This is a genomic window from Methylobacterium sp. J-092 (genome assembly GCF_022829325.1).
Taxonomy (GTDB): domain Bacteria; phylum Pseudomonadota; class Alphaproteobacteria; order Rhizobiales; family Beijerinckiaceae; genus Methylobacterium.
In genome coordinates this window covers 19,443-38,340 of sequence record NZ_JAKSXU010000202.1, presented here as the reverse complement: position 1 = coordinate 38,340, position 18,898 = coordinate 19,443, and the positions used below count along the sequence as shown (strand labels likewise).

At 71.5% G+C, this 18,898-nt stretch carries 19 protein-coding genes; 13 read left to right on the top strand and 6 right to left on the bottom strand.

The window, feature by feature from the left end; genetic code table 11:
* Window positions 1-171 precede the first annotated feature (171 nt).
* From MKK60_RS25055 to MKK60_RS25045, 3 genes are all read right to left on the bottom strand, one after another.
* Window positions 172-1,155, bottom strand: a complete 984-nt coding sequence (locus MKK60_RS25055; protein ID WP_243988937.1) for an aliphatic sulfonate ABC transporter substrate-binding protein — start codon at window positions 1,153-1,155, stop codon at window positions 172-174.
* Between the two features lie 108 nt (window positions 1,156-1,263).
* The gene (locus MKK60_RS25050; protein WP_243988936.1) at window positions 1,264-1,620 is read right to left on the bottom strand and encodes a type II toxin-antitoxin system PemK/MazF family toxin; all 357 of its coding nucleotides are present in this window, start codon (window positions 1,618-1,620) and stop codon (window positions 1,264-1,266) included.
* Entirely contained in the window at window positions 1,604-1,849 is a 246-nt protein-coding gene (locus MKK60_RS25045) for an AbrB/MazE/SpoVT family DNA-binding domain-containing protein (RefSeq protein WP_210246691.1), read from the bottom strand. The genes MKK60_RS25050 and MKK60_RS25045 overlap by 17 nt, the downstream gene beginning before the upstream one ends.
* 300 nt (window positions 1,850-2,149) lie before the next feature.
* On the opposite strand from MKK60_RS25045, the gene MKK60_RS25040 reads away from it, so the two are divergent.
* From MKK60_RS25040 to lptB, 5 genes are all read left to right on the top strand, one after another.
* A complete protein-coding gene (locus MKK60_RS25040) occupies window positions 2,150-4,942 on the top strand; it encodes a [protein-PII] uridylyltransferase (RefSeq protein ID WP_147728175.1) in 2,793 nt (930 codons plus the stop codon).
* 97 nt (window positions 4,943-5,039) lie between these two features.
* Window positions 5,040-5,651, top strand: a complete 612-nt coding sequence (gene grpE / locus MKK60_RS25035) for a nucleotide exchange factor GrpE (protein WP_147843215.1) — start codon at window positions 5,040-5,042, stop codon at window positions 5,649-5,651.
* Window positions 5,652-6,127: 476 nt separating this feature from the next.
* A complete protein-coding gene (lptC, locus tag MKK60_RS25030) occupies window positions 6,128-6,892 on the top strand; it encodes an LPS export ABC transporter periplasmic protein LptC (protein WP_147728819.1) in 765 nt (254 codons plus the stop codon).
* Window positions 6,889-7,683: an LptA/OstA family protein gene (locus tag MKK60_RS25025; RefSeq protein ID WP_147843208.1), complete on the top strand. Its 795-nt coding sequence runs from the start codon at window positions 6,889-6,891 to the stop codon at window positions 7,681-7,683. The genes lptC and MKK60_RS25025 overlap by 4 nt, the downstream gene beginning before the upstream one ends.
* 86 nt (window positions 7,684-7,769) lie before the next feature.
* On the top strand, window positions 7,770-8,543 hold the full coding sequence (gene lptB, locus MKK60_RS25020) for an LPS export ABC transporter ATP-binding protein (protein ID WP_243950730.1): 774 nt from the start codon (window positions 7,770-7,772) through the stop codon (window positions 8,541-8,543).
* Window positions 8,544-8,604: 61 nt separating this feature from the next.
* Here the strand turns inward: lptB and MKK60_RS25015 are convergent, their stop codons facing one another.
* A complete protein-coding gene (locus tag MKK60_RS25015; protein WP_243988935.1) occupies window positions 8,605-9,498 on the bottom strand; it encodes a LysR substrate-binding domain-containing protein in 894 nt (297 codons plus the stop codon).
* A gap of 117 nt (window positions 9,499-9,615) precedes the next feature.
* Here MKK60_RS25015 and MKK60_RS25010 point away from each other — a divergent pair, with 117 nt between their 5' ends.
* Window positions 9,616-10,242, top strand: a complete 627-nt coding sequence (locus MKK60_RS25010) for a LysE family translocator (protein WP_243988934.1) — start codon at window positions 9,616-9,618, stop codon at window positions 10,240-10,242.
* Window positions 10,243-10,364: 122 nt separating this feature from the next.
* Here MKK60_RS25010 and MKK60_RS25005 read toward each other — a convergent pair whose 3' ends face one another.
* Window positions 10,365-10,673: an MmcQ/YjbR family DNA-binding protein gene (locus MKK60_RS25005; protein ID WP_243988980.1), complete on the bottom strand. Its 309-nt coding sequence runs from the start codon at window positions 10,671-10,673 to the stop codon at window positions 10,365-10,367.
* A 36-nt stretch (window positions 10,674-10,709) separates the two neighbouring features.
* On the bottom strand, window positions 10,710-10,961 hold the full coding sequence (locus MKK60_RS25000) for a hypothetical protein (RefSeq protein ID WP_147729946.1): 252 nt from the start codon (window positions 10,959-10,961) through the stop codon (window positions 10,710-10,712).
* 216 nt (window positions 10,962-11,177) lie between these two features.
* Here MKK60_RS25000 and MKK60_RS24995 point away from each other — a divergent pair, with 216 nt between their 5' ends.
* The 7 genes from MKK60_RS24995 to MKK60_RS24965 all read left to right on the top strand — a co-directional run bounded on the left by MKK60_RS24995 (window position 11,178) and on the right by MKK60_RS24965 (window position 18,806).
* On the top strand, window positions 11,178-12,191 hold the full coding sequence (locus MKK60_RS24995; RefSeq protein WP_147858285.1) for an outer membrane protein: 1,014 nt from the start codon (window positions 11,178-11,180) through the stop codon (window positions 12,189-12,191).
* Between the two features lie 198 nt (window positions 12,192-12,389).
* Entirely contained in the window at window positions 12,390-13,226 is an 837-nt protein-coding gene (locus tag MKK60_RS24990) for an outer membrane protein (protein WP_243938189.1), read from the top strand.
* A gap of 413 nt (window positions 13,227-13,639) precedes the next feature.
* Window positions 13,640-14,473 (top strand): outer membrane protein, encoded by an 834-nt coding sequence (locus MKK60_RS24985; protein ID WP_147844473.1) that lies wholly within the window; start codon window positions 13,640-13,642, stop codon window positions 14,471-14,473.
* Window positions 14,474-14,544: 71 nt separating this feature from the next.
* On the top strand, window positions 14,545-14,817 hold the full coding sequence (locus MKK60_RS24980; RefSeq protein ID WP_243988933.1) for a hypothetical protein: 273 nt from the start codon (window positions 14,545-14,547) through the stop codon (window positions 14,815-14,817).
* A gap of 162 nt (window positions 14,818-14,979) precedes the next feature.
* Window positions 14,980-15,741 carry an SDR family NAD(P)-dependent oxidoreductase gene (locus tag MKK60_RS24975; RefSeq protein ID WP_243938193.1) on the top strand — a complete coding sequence of 254 codons (762 nt, stop codon included), beginning with the start codon at window positions 14,980-14,982 and terminating at the stop codon, window positions 15,739-15,741.
* Window positions 15,742-15,914: 173 nt separating this feature from the next.
* The gene (locus tag MKK60_RS24970) at window positions 15,915-17,537 is read left to right on the top strand and encodes a gamma-glutamyltransferase family protein (protein ID WP_243988932.1); all 1,623 of its coding nucleotides are present in this window, start codon (window positions 15,915-15,917) and stop codon (window positions 17,535-17,537) included.
* Window positions 17,538-17,639: 102 nt separating this feature from the next.
* On the top strand, window positions 17,640-18,806 hold the full coding sequence (locus MKK60_RS24965) for an iron-containing alcohol dehydrogenase (RefSeq protein ID WP_243988931.1): 1,167 nt from the start codon (window positions 17,640-17,642) through the stop codon (window positions 18,804-18,806).
* Window positions 18,807-18,898: the final 92 nt, after the last annotated feature.

The following is an 18,898-nucleotide window of genomic DNA, read 5'->3' as shown; positions in this document are numbered from 1 at the left end:
CGGGCCCCCTCTCCCAGGGGGAGAGGGACAGGGTGAGGGGTGTGACCTTTCCGTCTGAGGCACGCCCCTCATCCCACCCTTCTCCCCCTGGGAGAAGGGGCCGCGCTGCGGATCGCGCGGACGATACGGCTCTGCGACGAACGATGCGAGCGGGGCTCGATACGCCCTCGCCTACCGCGCCGGGTTGAAGCGCGTGTCGATCAGCCCGTCGACGGCGGCGGGGACGTCGGTGCCGGCGGGGATGATGCCGGCCTGCTGCAGGGCGAGGCCGGCCGCCTGGATCGAGGCCGCCTGGGCCTTGCCGACCGCCGGCTCGGAGAGGTCGGTGCGGGCGACCTGCCGGGCGATCACCGGCTCGGGCAGCTTCGTCGCGGCGACCAGGGCCGCCTTCAGCGCGTCCGGGTTCTGGATCGCGAACAGACGCGCCCGCTCGTAGGCGGCGATCACCGTGCGGACGAGCTCGGGGTTCTCCTGGGCGAACGCCTCGCGCACGTCGAGCAAGCCCCAGGTGTTGGCGCTCGCGTCGCGGAAGAACAGCACGTCGTCGTTCTCGATCTCGGCCGCGGCCATCATCGGGTCGAGGCCGGCCCAGGCGTCGACGTCGCCGCGGTCGAGCGCCGTGCGGCCGTCGGCGTGCTGGAGCAGGACGAGCTTGGCGTCGCGCTCGGTCAGGCCCGCGCCCTGGAGGGCGCGGATCAGGAAGATGTGCGGGTCGGTGCCGCGGGTCACGGCGATGCGCTTGCCCTTCAGGTCGGCGACCCGGGCGATGCCGCTGTCCTTGCGGGTGACGAGCGCGGTCCATTCCGGCCGCGAGAAGGCGTAGACCGCCTTGATCGGGTTGCCGTTGATGCGCGCCACGAGGGCGGCGGCGCCGGCCGAGGAGCCGAAGTCGATCGCGCCGGCATTGAGGAATTCGAGCGCCTTGTTGGAGCCGAGCGACTGGACCCAGCGCACGGTGATGCCCCTCGGCTTCAGCGCCTCCTCCAAAAACCCCTTGTCCTTCAGGACCAGCCCGACCGGATTGTAGGTCGCCCAGTCCAGGCGGACCTCCTTGACCTCGGCGGCGCCGGCGGGCGCGGACAAGGCGGTGGGCAGGGCGACCGGGAGAGCGAGCGCGAGGGCGGCACCGAGAAGCGCGCGGCGGGCAAGGCGCATGAGGACAGTCCTTTTCGGATCGGGCGTTTGATCCGAGCTAGGCCGGTGCGTTCTTTATGTCAAACGACAATTCCGCAATATAGGACGCACAGCCGTGGACGATCGGCATCAACCGAGTTGCAGGAACGCCGCGATCTTCGCCTTCACATCATCGATCACGGCCGCCCGCGCGACGTCGACGAAGCGCGCGTAGCGCTCGGCCCAGGCGAGCGGCTTGCCCTGGTCCGCAAGGACGAAGCCGTGGATCTTCAGCCCGGACGGCAGGACCACCTCGTAAGGGTAGCCACGTCCGCGGCTGGTGACCGGACACGCGAAGCAGCGCCCGACGAGGCCGTTGTAGGACCGCGGCGTGAGAACGAGCCCGGGCCGGGTGAAGCCCTGCTCGGTCCCAAGATGCGGACTGAACTCGAGAAAGATCAGGTCGCCGAGATCAGGGCAATAGGGCGGCTCACCAGATCTCGTCACCGACCGTCCGCCCCTCGAACTGGTCGTCGTGCAGGTTCTCTTTGGTGATGCCGGCAAGCAGGCCGTCGAAGGTGTAGCGCGGCGGCTCTGCGCGCGGCGCGATGACGATCCGCCCCTCCTCGACACTCAGTTCGGCCGTGCTGCCTTCCGCAGCGCCGACGTCTCGCAGGATCTGCGCCGGAATGCGGAGGGCGAGACTGTTGCCCCATCGGGAGAACTGAACGATCACGCGCACCTCTCCTGGCATGGCTGTGACCAAGCTTCGAACGGCACCGTGCCGCGCTCGCATCAACGTATCGCCTTCGTATATACGATCCCCGGGACGGCGCGTCAAAGCTCGCCCACCGGCACCCCGCCCGCTCCGGCGGATCCGGATCGAGCGTGGCTTCGGCGTGGCTCTTGCTCGCGGCCCCTCGCCCGAGGCCCTTCGTTGACGAGCCCCGGCTCGAGGACCCTGGCTCGACGCCGCGCGCCGGTCCGGAAGCCCGTCCCCGCTGGCAGCACCGGCAGTTCATGCTAACGGGTACCCATGTTCGATGCCGTCGCTGCCCTGGACAAGGTTCTGGATGCCCTGGATCGCGAGGCTCGTGAGCCGACGAAGCTCCGCGCCGTTCTGGTGCCGGAGCTGAAGCGGGTCATCGAGGCCGGCCACGCGGCGGCCGAGGCGCAGCTTCTGAAGGACCGGGACGGCATGCGCTGCGCCCGCGCCCTGTCGAACCTCACCGACGCGGTGGTGCGCGCGATCCACGACGCGGTGGTCTGGCGGCTCTATCCGAACGACAACCCCTCCACCGGCGAGCAGCTCGCGGTGGTGGCGACCGGCGGCTACGGCCGGGGCACGATGGCGCCGGGCTCCGACATCGATCTCCTGTTCCTGCTGCCCTACAAGCAGACCGCATGGTCGGAGAGCGTCGTCGAGGCGATGCTCTACGTGCTGTGGGACCTCAAGCTGAAGGTCGGCCACGCCACCCGCTCGGTCGAGGAATGCCTGCGCGAGGCCCGCGCCGACATGACGATCCGCACGGCGCTCCTGGAGGCGCGCTTCCTGTTCGGCACGCGGGTGCTGTTCGAGGAGCTGGTGACGCGCTTCGACGCCGAGCTGGTGATGGGCACCGCGCACGAGTTCGTCGAGGCCAAGCTGCGCGAGCGCGACGGCCGCATCACCAAGGCCGGCTCCTCGCGCTACCTGGTCGAGCCCAACGTCAAGGACGGCAAGGGCGGCCTGCGCGACCTCAACACCCTGTTCTGGATCGCCAAGTACACCTACCGGGTTCGCGACCAGGTCGAGCTCGTCGCCGCCGGCCTGTTCACGGCGGAGGAGTACCGCCTGTTCGAGCGCTGCGACGAGTTCCTGTGGCGGGTGCGCTGCCACCTGCACTTCGTCACGCGGCGCGCGGAGGAGCGGCTGTCCTTCGGGCTGCAGCCGAAGATCGCCGAGCGCCTCGGCTTCGGGCCGCGCGGCGGGCTGTCGGGCGTCGAGCGCTTCATGAAGGCGTACTTCCTGATCGCCAAGGACGTCGGCGACCTCACCGCCATCGTCTGCGCCGAGCTGGAGGCGCGCCACGCCAAGCGCACGCCGGTGCTCGACCGCTGGATCGGCAAGTTCCGCGACCGGTTCCGCGCCACCGCGATCGAGGCGGAGGATTTCTGGCTCGACCACGGCCGGGTCAACGTCCGCGCCGAGGACGCGTTCGAGCGCGATCCGGTCAACCTCCTGCGCCTGTTCTGGCTCGCCGACCGGCACAACCTCGCGATCCATCCCGACGCCAAGCGCCTGGCGAACCGCTCCCTGCGCCTGATCGGCCACGCGCTGCGCGCCGACGAGGAGGCCAACCGCCTCTTCCTCGAGATCCTGACCTCGAAGAACTCGCCGGAATCGGTGCTGCGGCAGATGAACGAGGCCGGCGTGCTCGGCCGCTTCATCCCGGATTTCGGCCGCATCGTCGCGATGATGCAGTTCAACATGTACCACCACTTCACGGTGGACGAGCACCTGCTGCGCTCGCTCGGCGTGCTCGCGGCGATCGATTCCGGGCGCACCGAGGAGCAGTTCCCGCTGGTCTCGCGCCTGGTCAACGCGATCCACAACCGGCGCGCGCTCTACGTGGCGATCCTGCTCCACGACATCGCCAAGGGCCGGCCCGAGGACCACTCGATCGCCGGCGCGGCGATCGCGCAGAAGCTGTGCCCGCGCTTCGGCCTGACCCAGGCCGAGACCGAGACGGTGGCCTGGCTCGTCGAGCACCATCTCCTGATGTCGATGACCGCCCAGAGCCGCGACCTTTCGGATCCGAAGACCATCGAGAAGTTCGCCGCCGTGGTGCAGACGCTGGAGCGCCTGCGCCTGCTGACGATCCTCACCGTCGCCGACATCACCGCCGTCGGCCCCGGCGTCTGGACCGCGTGGAAGGGCACGCTGATCCGCACCCTCTACGACGAGACCGAGGTGGTGCTGTCGGGCGGCCATTCCGAGATCGCCCGCACCGACCGCGTCCGGCTGATCCAGATGGGCCTGCGCGAGCAGCTGCCCGACTGGTCGTCGGAGGTGTTCGACGCCTACGCCGCGCGCCACAACCAGGCCTACTGGCTGAAGGTCGACGGCGTGCGCCAGTTCAAGAACGCCGGCTTCATCCGCCAGGCGATCGAGGCCGGCCGCACCAGCGCCACCGACGTCGAGACCGATCCGGTCCGCGGCGTCACCGAGCTGACGGTGTACTCGCCCGACCACCCGCGGCTGCTCGCCATCGTCACCGGGGCCTGCGCGGCGGCCGGCGGCAACATCGTCGACGCCCAGGCCTTCACCACCAGCGACGGCTTCGCCCTCGATTCGATCTTCATCTCCCGCGCCTTCGAGCGCGACGAGGACGAGATGCGCCGCGGCCGGCGCATCACCGCCTCGATCGAGCGCTCGCTCAAGGGCGAGATCAAGATCGCCGAGCTCGTGGCCGACAAGCACCCGCCCTCCACCGGCCGGGCCAAGACCTTCCTGGTCCCGCCGGACGTGGCGATCGACAACGCGCTGTCCAGCCGCGAGACGGTGGTCGAGGTCACCGGCCTCGACCGGCCGGGCCTGCTCTACGAGCTGACCACGGCGCTGAACCGCCTCAACCTCAACATCACCTCGGCGCATGTCGCGACCTTCGGCGAGCGGGCGGTGGACGTGTTCTACGTCACCGACCTGACCGGCACCCGCGTCACCCAGCCCGACCGCCAGGCGGCGATCCGCAGCGCGGTGATGGAGGTCTTCGCCGGCGACGTGGCGGTGATGAAGGCCGAAGGGCTCGAGGCGCTCGTCGCCGCGCCGCCGCCGCGGGAGGCGTGATGTGCTTCGCCGGGTTGATTTCGCGGCCCGCGCGCCTGATATCAACGCCGACCCCGAAATCACCCGGCGAGCCCTTTTCGCGATGACGAGCAACGACATGCAGCATGACGACCCGCGCCAGAGCACGGTCGAGGCCGGGGCCGGCGTGGCGCACGAGGCGCCGCACGACGCCCCCGCGTCCCAGGACGGGTCGGCCGCCGACGCGAAGCTCGCGGCGATGACCGCCGAGCGCGACGAGCTGAAGGACCGCACGCTGCGCACGCTGGCCGAGATGGAGAACCTGCGCCGCCGGACCGAGCGCGAGGTCGCCGACGGCCGGACCTACGCGGTCACCAACTTCGCCCGCGACGTGCTCAACGTCGCCGACAACATCCGCCGCGCGCTCGACAGCGTCCCGGCCGAGGCGCGGGCCTCGGCCGAGGGCGCCCTGAAGGGCCTGATCGACGGCATCGAGCTGACCGAGCGGGATCTCGCCAAGACCCTGGAGCGCCACGGCGTGAAGGTGGTCGAGCCCAAGGGCCAGCGCTTCGACCCGAACCGCCACCAGGCGATGTTCGAGGTGCCCGACCCGGAGGTGCCGGCCGGCACCGTCGTGCAGGTGGTCCAGTCCGGCTACGTCATCGGAGACCGGACCCTGCGCCCGGCCCTGGTCGGCGTCGCCAAGGGCGGCCCGAAGGCCGGCGCGCCGGCGGACGCCGCGCAGGCGTAAGGCGGCCGAGGCAGGCCGGGCCTCGTCCGGCCTGCGTCCCGCCTCGGGGGCGTCGCCGCGACGCCTTCCTGCCCGGCCCGTCGGTTCGCGGCTGCGCGGGGTCTCGGCGCCGGATCGATCGCGCCACGCACCGCGCCGCCTCTCTCGAACGGGAAAGGCGCCCTTCCCCCCGCCGGGCGGGAGGGACGGGCGATCGGGCGTCGCAGGACAGTCCGACAGCGGCCCGCGCGGGTCGGGCGCCGGCAGCGCACGCCATCCGGGAACGGCCACGCCATCGCCGTGCGCGAACGCACGGCGCGTCCGCCGAATCCTCGCCCGCACGGCTTCCGGATGCAGGCGACAGTTGAACATTCGGAAACGCTTGGGCCATAACTTCGCCATCGGCCGGGCGCATCCCGGACGAGTCGGCGCGGCGCGCGAAGCGTCGGGGCCGGGCTCGCGGGCGCATCGCCCCAGCGTCGCGCATCGGAATCGTCATGCAGGTCGTCGACGCGGTCGAGATGAACGGGTACGCCCAGGCGAGCGGTCGGACCGACCTGCGCCGCACCCGCGCCCATGCGCGCGCCCATCGCCACAGTGCCCAGGTGCGCACGCTGCGCCGGGTGCTGCCCCTGGTCGCGGGCGGCGCGGTGATCGCGCTCGGAGCCTGGCTGTTCAACCCGTTCGCGGCCGTCATCCCCGGCGTCAGCGTCGGGCCGGTGACGCTGTCGGGCACCAAGGTGCGGATGGAGAACCCGAAGCTCTCCGGCTTCCGCAAGGGCGACCGCGGCTACGAGGTCACCGCCACCGCCGCGCTGCAGGACATGCGCAAGCCGAGCCTGATCGAGCTCGAGGCGATGCGCGGCCACGTCGCCACCGACGACAAGGGCGGCCTCGCCTGGATCGAGGCGGCGACCGGGCTGTTCGACACCACCCGCGAGGCGCTCGACCTCAAGCAGGACATCCGGATCTGGACCGACAAGGGCGAGGAGGCGCGGCTGCAATCGGCCGCCGTCGACTTCAAGGCCGGCAGCGTGAAATCCGCCGAGACCGTCACCGTGTCGGTGCCGAGCGGCCAGGTGGTCGCCGACGGGCTCGACGTGGTCGAGAACGGCCGCGTGATCTCGTTCATCGGCAACGTCCACACCGTGTTCCACCAGGACAAGGCCAAGGACGCGAAGGCCGACGACAAGGCCGAGCCGGCCAAGGCGCCCCTGCGCGTCCTCACCTCCTCGGCCGAGCCGACGGACGGCCGCCCATGACCGGCCTGTCCGGTCTGCCGGCGCGGCTCGCCGCCGCCTTCGCGGCCGCGTCGCTTCTCTCCGTTGCGCTGCCGGTCGCGCCCGCCCGGGCCGAGAAGCCGGCCGTCGCGGCGGCGCCGAAGAAGGATCCGACCTCGCCGTTCGGATCGATGGGCGGCGGCAAGGAGCCGATCAAGATCGACGCCGACCGGCTCGACGTGTTCGACCGCGAGAGCAAGGCGATCTTCGCCGGCAACGTCGTGGCCGTGCAGGGCGAGAGCACCATCCGCTGCTCGACGATGACGGTCCACTACAAGCGCGGCAAGGACAAGGACGCCAAGGACAAGGCGAGCCCGGCCGCGGAGGCCGAGGACAAGCCGAAGGATGCGGCCGGCATGGGCGAGAACGGCATCCAGAAGGTGGAATGCGCCGGCCCGGTCACGGTGGTGCAGAAGGACCAGGTCGCCACCGGCGACAGCGCGGTGTTCGACCAGGCAGCCAAGCGCATCGTGCTCACCGGCAACGTCGTGCTGAGCCAGTGCCAGAACGTCACCCGCGGCCAACGCCTCGTCTACGACATGAACACCGGCCGCGCGAACATGGACCCGGTGCCGGGCGGGCGCGTCTCCGCCCTGTTCGTGCCGGGCGAGAAGGCCGAGAAGGACAAGCCCGCCAAGGGCTGCGCGCAGCCCGCCGGCATCGCCAGGACCGCGCCGAAGCCGGCCGACGCAGCCAAGGGTGACGCAGCCAAGACGGATGCCGCCAAGGGCGACGGCAAGTCCGACGGCAAGACGCGGGCCCAGGCCAATTGAGCGGTTCGATCGGCGTCCCCGGCGGTCAGGCCCTCTCCCCGCACCGGTCCGAGACCGCGAGCCCGCGCCCGTCCTGGCTCGGGCGGGTGCTCGGCCGCGCCCGGCCCGAGGCTGCGCCGTCCGAGGTCGAGGGCGGCCCCGGCATCCTCAGCGTCCGCGGCCTGCGCAAGAGCTACGGCGCGCGCACCGTCGTGCACGAGGCCGGGCTCACGGTGCGGACCGGCGAGGCGGTCGGCCTGCTCGGGCCGAACGGCGCCGGCAAGACCACGATCTTCTACATGATCACCGGGCTGGTGGCGGCCGACCGCGGCCACATCACGCTGGACGGCCTGGCGATCACCCACCTGCCGATGTACCAGCGCGCGCGCCTCGGCATCGGCTACCTGCCGCAGGAAGCCTCGATCTTCCGCGGGCTGACGGTGGAGGACAACATCCGCGCCGTGCTCGAGGTCGCCGAGCCCGACCGCAAGGCGCGGGCGAGGAAGCTCGATTCGCTGCTCGAGGAATTCGACATCGCGCGCCTGCGCAAGTCCCCGTCGATCGCGCTCTCGGGCGGCGAGCGGCGGCGCTGCGAGATCGCCCGGGCGCTGGCCTCGTCGCCGACCTTCATGCTGCTCGACGAGCCCTTCGCCGGCATCGACCCGATCGCGGTCGGCGACATCCAGGACCTCGTCAAGCACCTGAAGCAGCGCGGCATCGGCGTGCTGATCACCGACCACAACGTCCGCGAGACGCTCGGCCTGATCGACCGCGCCTACATCGCCCATTCCGGCCGCATCCTCACCGAGGGCACCCCGGAGGAAATCGTCGCCAACGCCGACGCGCGTCGGCTCTACCTCGGCGAGGATTTCCGGCTGTAGCGGCGGCGGCTCCGGTCGGGCCCGGTGTCGTGACCGGAAGGACGGCTCGGGGTGGGAAGCCTCATCCGGTCGGCTCCGTGAACGACGCGATGGCCGCGTCGACAAGAGGATTGCTGCGGGCGTCCGACCAGACCAGGGCCGCCGCGACGATCTCGACGTTCTCGGCCAGCGGTCGGATCACGACCTGGGGCGGGGCGAGCCCTTCGAAGCGCAGGGGCACCAGCGCAACACCCTGCCCGCAGGCCACGAAGGCGATCTGCGAGGTCACGGCGCGGACCTCGTGCACGATGCGCGGCGCGAACCCCGCCGCGTGGCAGGCTGCCGTCACCCGGTCGAAGTAGACCGGGCTGGAGCGGCAAGCGAACATCGCGAAATCCGCATCGGCCAGCAGCGCCAGCGGGACCGCCGCCATGCCGGTCAGCCGGTGATCGCGCGGCAGGGCGACGGCGAGACGATCGGTGGCGACCGGCCGCGAGCGGATGTTCGGGCCGAGTTCCCCTTCCAGGCGCGCGAAGGCGAGATCGATCTCGCCCGCCTCGATCAGCGGCACCGCCTCGACGCTGTCGATCTCGCGCACGGCGATCGTCAGCCCCGGCCGGGCCGCACGCAGGCGCGCCACCATCGGCGGCAAGTCCTCCAGAAGCGCCGAGTTGATCGCGCCGACGGTCAGCGTGCCGGTCCGGCCTGCGACCGCCTCGCGCACGGCCCGCTCCAAGCGCTCCACCTGGCCGGCGAAGACCTGCACCGCCGGCAGGATCGCGGCGCCCGCGGGCGTGAGCCGCACGCCGCGGCGGTCGCGGTCGAACAACCGCGCGCCCAGCATCCGCTCCAAGGTCTGGATGCCCTCGCTCAGCGGGGGCTGCGACATGCCGAGCCGCTGGGCGGCACGCCCGAAATGCCGTGCCTCGGCCACCGCCAGGAACAGCCAGAGGTGCCGGATCAACCGGACGTCCACGGTCACTTCGATAGCCCAGCCGTATCACAGGGATCTTGAGATGGTATTTTACCGATCGAAGGGCGGATGGGAAATCCGGGGCTGCGCCGCCACGAAGCGTGCGGCAGGAGCCCGACGATGCCCGACCATCCCACCCTCGTCGCCTACGGCGCGGTGATCCTCGGCTTGGCGATCACGCCGGGGCCGAACATGATCTACCTGATCTCGCGCTCGATCGCGCAGGGGCGCCGGGCCGGCTTGGTCTCGCTGGTGGGCAGCGCGCTAGGGTTTCTGCTCTACATGACCTGCGCCGCCTTCGGGATCACGGCACTGCTTGCGACGGTGCCCTACGCCCACGATGCCCTGCGGCTCGCCGGGGCGGCCTACCTGCTGCTCCTCGCCTGGTCCGCAGTGCGCCCCGGGGGCGTCTCGCCGTTCCAGGCCGCGGACCTGCCGCAGGCCGGCCCATGCCGGGTGCTCGCGATGGGGCTGGCCACGACCTTGCTGAACCCCAAGGCGGCGCTGCTCTACCTCGCGCGGCTGCCGCAATTCGTGATCCCCGGCCACGGCAGCGTGCTGGCTCAGACCCTGGTGCTCGGCCTGATGCACATCGCCCTCAACCTCGCCTTCGGCGTCGTCATCGCCACCACGGCCGGGGCGCTGGCGGCCGGCCTCGCCCGGCGCCCGTCCTGGATGCGGGCGCAGCGCTGGCTGATGGGCGGCATGCTCGGTGCGTTCGCGGCCAAGCTGCTCGCTGAGGCCTGAGGCGAGCCCGACGACCCGCCCGGCGATCGACGGGCCGCCGGGCGGTCCCGATCACCACCACGGCGCCGGGCCGAATGACGCAAGCGGGCGGCGCTCAGCACCGGCTCGCGGAGCGGCCGCCCTCACGCCGTCGGCTCGTAGACCGAGACCAGCCCGGCCGGCGCCGTGGCGCGCCAGGCGGCGAGCAGGGCGTCCCGCAGAATCTCCTCCTCGCAGGCGTCGAGGTCGAGGTTGGTCCAGCCGCGACGGCCCCAGGCGCCGTCGATGGCCGAGAACAGGTCCGGCTCGGCCTCCAGCAGGCGCTCCTGGTCCTCCGGCGACAGCCGCAGCACCAGCCGGTCCTCCTCGGACCACAGCGTCGCGAAGACCCGGCCGCCCACGCGAAAATCCGGGTTGCCCTTGTGCGCGCCGGGGATCGCTTCCGGCAGCATCAGCGCGAGGGCGCGCACGTCCTCCGGCAGCACCGCTCAGGGCCCGGCGGGCGCCCGCGACAGGCTGGTCGGCCAGGTGCTGCCGGGATGCTCGCGGACGTCGCCGGGGTTCGATCCGGTCGCGGCATCGCTGGCCCACTCGCCCGGCTCGGCCACCGCCTCGATCCGGTCCTCGGGGTAGTGCGCCTCGAGGAACAGCAGCGCCTCGGCCTCCGAGGCCGCGCGCACCGTGACCAGGGGGCGCGGGCCGGACGGGGTCCGGACGTCGGCGATGAACAGGCGCGTCATGTCAATCTCGCTCGGTGGAGGCTGTGCAGGCAACGCCCGGAACGGCGATTGTGTCCGCAGGACCGCATCGGCGACGTGCAGGATTGCGCACCTCAAACAATCCATAACGCTAAGTTTTAACGTTAAGCCAGCTTTAAGACCTTGCCGCCATGGTCCGGGAGGTCACCAGAGCCGGCACCGAAAGCTTCCGGCACATTTAAGCGTGAAGGAATTCTTATGGCCCGCTCCAAGCTCGTCGCTTTGGTGCGCACCCTGACGCTCGCGGCGAGCGTCGGCGCGCCCTCACTGGCCGCAGCCGCCGACCTGCTGCCGCCCCCGCCCCCGCCGCCCTATGCCCCGCCGATCGAGGTCGGCGGCGGCTGGTACCTGCGCGGCGACGTCGGGGCCAGCGTCTACGACCGGGCGAAGTACAGCACGTCCTACGACTATGCCGGCTACCCGGAGGCGAACCGCTCCTACGGCAACGAGGTCGGCGGCGGCGGCTTCGCCGGGGTCGGCGTCGGCTACCAGTTCACCCCGTTCCTGCGCGGCGACGTGACCGGCGAGTACCGCTACTCCACCGGCCTGCGCGGCAGCGAGTACTACAGGGGGCCCGACTACGACAACGGCCTCGGCTCGTACGGCATCAACAAGTCGAGCGGCCACTTCGATTCGGCCGTCGTCCTCGCCAACGCCTACTTCGACCTCGGCACCTGGTACGGCATCACGCCGTTCATCGGCGCCGGCGCCGGCTACGCCTTCAACCACGTCTCCGGCTACGGCACGAACGGCCAGTTCACCAGCCCGACCTACGCCTACGATTACGGCAACCCGCAATACGGCGGCTGCCCCTGCGCCCCGCCGACCTACAACTACACCCCGACCTACACGGTCGACGCGAACGGCAACGCGACGCCGGTCTACAACAGCCAGGCGACGACCAAGTCGTACAAGGACAAGACCACCGGCAGCTTCGCCTGGGCGCTCCATGCCGGTCTCGCCTACAACGTCACCGACGCCTTCAAGGTCGAGCTCGCCTACCGCTACCTGAACCTCGGCCACGCCTCGACCGGCGCCAGCTTCTCCACCTGCTGCGGCGAGGCCGGAGCCGGCGTGAAGATCAAGGACATCGAGGCCCACGACGTGAAGATCGGCGTGCGCTACCTGCTCGGCGGCCTCGTCGCCGCGCCGCTGCCGCCGCTGGTGCCCGACTATCAGCCGGCCCCGGGCCCGCTCGTCCGCAAGTACTGAGACACGTACCGAACCTGCACGGCCTCGACATCGAAGACGGCGCGGATCCGATCCGCGCCGTCTTCTTTCGTTTCAGGGTCGAGACGCACGCCACTGACCAAGAAATACGGTTAAGCCGTTCACAAGATTTGGGGTTTAGAGTCCTCGTCAAGTCGTCCTACGGGATGCAACCGTTGATCTTGCGTGAGGACTTTCCCCATGGCTGCGCTCGAACGCCGCTTCGCCGCCGCGGCGCTGCTTCTCCTCGGGATCGGCCGCGCCGAGGCCGCCGACCTGCTGCCCCCGCCCCCGCCGATGGCGCCGCCGGTCGCGGTCGGCGGCGGCTGGTACCTGCGGGCCGACTTCACCGAATCGGCCTACGCGCGCCCGCACGACGACACCCGGGCGGACGCGAACGACCCGGGCATGCCGCCGCTCGTCGGCCTGCGCCTGAGCGATGCGGCCGGCTACGGCGGCGGCGTCGGCTACCGGATCACCCCGTGGCTGCGCGTCGACGCGACCGTCGACCAGCGCGAGCCGGCCCGCTACGGCGCCGCCTCCTCGCGCTCGAACTTCGCCACCGGCTACAATGTCGAGGCGGCCCAGGTCTCCGCGCTCACCGCCCTCGTCAACGTCTACGCCGACCTCGGCACCTGGTGGGGGCTGACGCCCTATGTCGGCGCCGGCATCGGCCTCTCGGACATGGGCGTGGCGCGGGGCTACACCCAGACCACCTGCACGGTCGACGCCTGCGACGGCAACCCCGGCACCGGCCTGCGCACCGCCGTGGCGCGCCCGAACCGCTCGGTCGCCTCGCTCGCCTGGGCGCTGACCGGCGGCGTCTCCTACGCGATCGGCGGCGGCTTCAGCCTGGACGCGGCCTATCGCTACGTCGATTTCGGCAACGCCAAGAGCGGGCTCGACGCCTACAACGCCGGCACGCGGCTGAAGGACATCGCCGCCAACGAGTTCCGCCTCGGCCTGCGCTACGACCTCGGCGGCTTCGGCAGCGGCCCGAGCCTCGCCGGTCTCGGCGGCAGCGCCTACGGCAACTGATCCGCGACCGGGCGATCGCCGACGGCCGCGAAGCGGCCGCGGGCCTCGCGCGGCCCCTTGCCCTGCGGAGAGATGGCTGGATCGGGGGCGTGACCGCCCCCGGGCGGTATCGGATTTCCCACCTCGCGACCGTCATATGCCGGCGCTCGTCCGCGGCACGGCGGGCGAGCCGACGCCCGAAGCGACGGGCGTCGGCGGTCGGGGTGGCGTCGCGATCCGCAGATCGAAGCCTCGGCCCGGTCGCCGGGCGCGGGCGTGCGGTAAAATCCCGTCTTCGTTCCGGTTTTCGCGTCGCATCCCCGCATTGACACGGCACGCCGGCCGATATCGAAACCAGCCATTAAGGTTACTCTCCTATCAAGAGAGAACAGGTTTCGTAGTGCGGTCGTGTTGCCGCCCCGAGGACGACCGCGATGCGTAAGACTTCCCGCGCACTTCTTGCCGCCCTGAGCCTGGCCGGCCCGACCACGGCCCGCGCCGCCGACCTCGACTACGATTTCCTCCGCGGCCCCGACTACGACCCGCCGGTCGCGGTCACGGCGATCGACTGGAGCGGCGTGTATGTCGGCGGGCACGGCGGGTACAGCACGACAAGCTTCAACTTCGGAAGTGCTGGACAATCCGACATCGCGCACATCTTGCGGACATCCACGATCCAGAACGAGTTCGATGTTTCGCGGTGGAACACGCTTCGCCCTGGGCGTGCGCACGACGTCTCGTTCGGCGGATTTGCCGGCTACAACATCCAAATCGACGATGCCGTTTTCGGTATAGAGGTCGACTACACGAACGCCAATCAGAAGGCGCGATCGGAGGACAGCCTCACCCGCAACGTGACGACGAAGGATAACTACTTCTACGATGCCTTCGTTCACACGGCGGCGCGCGCTACTTTGGAAGATTACGGAACAATCCGGGCTCGTGCCGGGTATGCCTACGGTCAGTTCTTGCCCTTCGTGACAGGCGGACTTGCGTATGGTCGAGCTCTCGTTGGCGATACCGTCAACGTCGCGACCGCACAATACACCGACTCGACGCGGAACACCCTCGTTGCAACGCTGGTGCAAAGTGGCGGTAGCTTGAAGGAGAAGTTCGCTCTCGGCGGCGCGCTTGGCGCGGGAGTCGATGTCTCGATCACACAGAACGTGTTTCTACGCGCCGAATACCAGTATGTATGGTTCAGCGCCTTCGGCGACAACAAGATGAACGTCAACACGGTCCGCGGCGCCCTCGGCGTGAAGTTCTGAGCGCTTAGCTCGCCGACCGAGTCAGCGCATCGCGCGGCGATCCTCGCTTCCCTACGCGTCGGAAACCCATCATGCCCGTTCGGATCTCGCTCCCCCTCGTCACCCTCGCGGGCCTGCTGGCGACGCTGTCGCTCGCCGGCCCCGCCGCGGCCGAGGGGCCGGGCTACGCCGAGGCGGCCCCGCGCGCCGCGCCGCGCCGCCTCGCGCATCGCCCCCTCCCCCCGGCCGGCCTCGACCGCCGGTACGGCGCCTATGCCGGGCCGCGCGTCTACGGCCCGGTCGTGCGCGCCTACCTGCCGCGCAACGACAACGTTCCGATGTACAACGAGCCGCCGCCGCGCTGAGGCGGCTTTCGCAGCGCGCCCGACCCGAACGGGGACGTGCCGCCCTTCCCCCCCTCTGCGGGGGGAGGGAAAAGCATGTTGCGCCGGCCTCTTCCGCCCGCCGCTCGTTCCGCTAGACATCGGGCTCCGCGCCGCGCGCGCGGGGCTTGGCGGGAGCGGGCGATGCGGATCCAGGGTCTCTCGGCGATCGTGACGGGCGGCGCCTCCGGGCTCGGGGCGGCGACGGCGCAGGCGCTGGCCGAGGCCGGCGCGCGGGTGGCGCTGCTCGACCTCGACGGGGCAGCGGCGCAAGCCCGGGCCGCCACGCTCGGCGGGATCGGCATCGCCTGCGACGTGGCGGACGCGGCGAGCGCCGAGGCCGCCGTGGCGCGGGCGGCCGAGGCGCACGGCCCCGCCCGCATCCTCGTCAACTGCGCCGGCATCGCCCCGGCCGCCCGCATCGTCGGGCGCGACGGCCCGGCCTCGCTCGACGGCTTCGCCCGGGTGATCCAGGTCAACCTCGTCGGCTCGTTCAACCTGATGCGGCTGGTGGCGGCGGGCGCCGCCGGGCTCGATCCCCTCGACGGGGGCGAGCGTGGGGTGATCGTCTCCACCGCCTCGATCGCCGCCTACGAGGGACAGGTCGGCCAGGCCGCCTACGCCGCCTCGAAGGCCGGCATCGTCGGGCTGACGCTGCCGGCGGCCCGCGAGCTCGCGCCGCTCGGCATCCGCGTCTGCGCGATCGCGCCCGGCATCTTCGGCACGCCGATGCTGCTCGGCCTGCCTCAGGACGTCCAGGACAGCTTGGGGGCCGCGGTGCCCTTCCCCGCCCGCCTCGGCCGGCCGGAGGAATACGCTGACCTCGTGCTGGCGATCGTCCGCAACCCGATGCTCAACGGCGAGACCATCCGCCTCGACGGCGCGTTGCGCATGCAGGCGCGCTGATCCGCGCACGAATCCTGCGTCGCAACGAAGGGAAGTCCGATGGGATCGTCCCTTCGGCGGGGGCCGGGCGGAGCCCGACGAACCGACCGGGCTTCGCCCTCGGCCCCGGACAAGGGATCACCCCTTATCGAAACCCGGACGTCACGCGCCGACCCTCAGTGAGCTGACCCGACATGTCGCAAACCTTCGACTGGACCTCCGCCTATCCCTGGATTCGCATGCCGATGTTCGGCCGCAACGTGGTCGCGACCTCGCACGCGCTGGCGGCGCAGGCCGGGATGCGGATGCTGTGGAAGGGCGGCAACGCGGTCGACGCGGCGATCGCCACCGCCGCGGCGAAGACGCTGACCGAGCCGTGCAGCAACGGGCTCGGCTCGGACGCCTTCTGCATCCTCTGGGACGGCCAGGAACTGCACGGCCTGAACGCCTCGGGCGGGGCGCCGGCCGCCTGGACGCCGGACTACTTCGCCCGGAAATACGGCCCGGCCACGCGGCCGCCGATGCGCGGCTGGGATTCGGTGACGGTGCCGGGCGCCGTCGGCGCCTGGGTCGCCCTGTCCGAGCGCTTCGGCAAGCTGCCCTTCGCCGACCTGCTGGAGCCGGCCATCGAGATCGCCGAGCGCGGCTACCTCGCGCCGATCGTGGTGCAGCAGAAATGGGCCGCCGCGGCAGCGGTCCCCGACCTCGTGCGCCAGCCTGGCTTTTCCGAGTTCTTCCTGCCCCGCGGCCGCGCGCCGGATGTCGGCGAGCTGGTGACGCTCAGGGCCGCCGCGCGGACGCTGCGCGCCATCGGCGAGACGAAGGGCAAAGCCTTCTACGAGGGCGAGATCGCCGAGGCCATGGCGCGGCACGCGGGCGCGAACGGCGGCGCGATGACGCTCGCGGACCTATCCGCCTACCGCCCGGAATGGGTGACGCCGACGCGCAAGGACTACCGCGGCTACACGCTGCACGAGATCCCGCCGAACGGGCAGGGCATCGCCGCGCAGATCGCGCTGGGCATCCTCGAGAGCTTCGACCTCGCCGGGATGGCGGTGGACGGGGCGGAGGCGCAGCACCTGCAGATCGAGGCGATGAAGCTCGCCTTCGCCGACACCTACGCCCACGTCGCCGACGGGCCCGCGATGCGGGTGAGCCCCGAGGCGATGCTCGACGACGCCTACCTCGCGTCCCGCGCCAAGCTGATCGACCCGCGCCGCGCGCAGGATTTCGGCGCCGGCAACCCGGTGCGCGGCGGCACGATCTACCTCACCGCCGCCGACGAATCCGGGATGATGGTGAGCTTCATCCAGTCGAACTTCATGGGCTTCGGCTCCGGCGTGGTGGTGCCGGAGTGGGGCCTGTCGCTGCAGAACCGCGGCTACGGCTTCGTCCTCGACGAAGCGAGCCCGAATTGCGTGGCGCCGGGCAAGCGCCCGTTCCACACCATCATCCCCGGCTTCCTCACGCAGGGGGGCGCCCCGGTGATGAGTTTCGGCGTGATGGGCGGCAACATGCAGCCGCAGGGCCACGTGCAGACGCTGGTGCGGATGATCGACCACGCCCAGAACCCGCAAGCCGCCTGCGACGCCCCGCGCTGGCGCTTCAACCAGGGCCTCGAGATCAACGCCGAATCCGCGATGCCGGCGGACACGCTCGACGGCCTCGTCGCCCGCGGCCACCGGGTCGCGGTGATCCGGGACAGCTACCAGGATTTCGGCGCCGGCCAGTTCATCTGGCGCATGGGCGACCCCGGCGTCGAAGGCTACGCCGCCGCCAGCGACCCGCGCCGCGACGGGCAGGCGGTGGTCTGGTGAGGCCGAAGCGCCCCGACGCGGCATCCCGGGTCGCCGCTGGCGATCGCGCGCCGAGCGGTTAGGCTGGCGCGGCGAAACATCCGTCCGCCGAGGCTCCCGGCCATGAACCCGTTCCTGTTCCAGACCACGCCGAACCTGCTGTTCGAGGCCGGGGCGGCGGGCAAGATCCCCGAGCTGGTCGCCAAGTTCGGCGCGCGAACCATCCTGCTGGTGACCGACCGGGGCGTGCGCGCCGCCGGGCTGACGCGGGCGGCCGAGGCGGCGCTGGCGCAGGCCGGCTGCCGCATCGACGTGTTCGCGGACGTGGTCGCCGACCCGCCGAGCCACGTGGTCGAGACCGCGGCGGCCTTCGCGCGGGCGTCGGGCGCGGAGCTGGTGCTCGCGATCGGCGGCGGCTCGGCGCTCGATACCGCCAAGCTCGTGGCCTACCTCGCCCGCTCGGACGACGCCCTGGACGCGATCTACGGCGTCGGCCTCGCCACGGGCGAGCGCCTGCCGCTGATCCTGGTGCCGACCACCGCCGGCACCGGATCGGAGGTGACGCCGATCGCCATCGTCACCACGCCCACGCAAGAGAAGAAGGGCGTCGTCGCCCCGCGCCTGCTGCCCGACTGGGCGGTGCTCGACCCGGAGCTGACGCTGGGCCTGCCCGCCGCCGTCACCGCGGCCACCGGCATCGACGCGATGGTGCACGCGATCGAGGCCTATACCAGCCGCCACCGCAAGAATCCGATCTCCGACGGCCTCGCCCGGCAGGCCCTGGGGCTGCTCGCCTGCCATATCCGGATCGCCTGCACCGACGGCGGCGATGTCGAGGCGCGCTCCGGGATGCTGCTCGGGTCGATGCTCGCCGGCATGGCCTTCGCCAACGCGCCGGTGGCGGCGGTGCACGCGCTCGCCTACCCGATCGGCGCGCTGTTCCACGTGCCGCACGGGCTCTCGAACGCGCTGGTGCTGATGGGCGTGCTGCGCTTCAACCTGCCGGAGGCGCGGGCGCTCTACGCCGAGCTCGCGCCGATCCTCGACCCGGACGCCCGCGACCGGCCGGCGGCGGAGGCGGCCGACCGCTTCGTCGCGGCGCTCGCCGCGATCTGCCGCGATTGCGGCGTCCCGCCCTCGCTCGCGGCGGTCGGCATCGCGGAGACGGACCTCGACCGCCTCGCCGACGACGCGATGAAGCAGACGCGGCTCCTGGTGAACAACCCGCGGACGGTGACCCGCGCCGACGCGCGCGCGATCTACGCCGCGGCGCTGGCGGGCACCGCCTGAGGGCGCCTTCGAGGAGGCGATCCCGGCTGTCGCCGACGGCCTTGGCCGCGATCCAGCCACCGCCCTCATCCTGAGGCGCGGCCGCTTCCGTC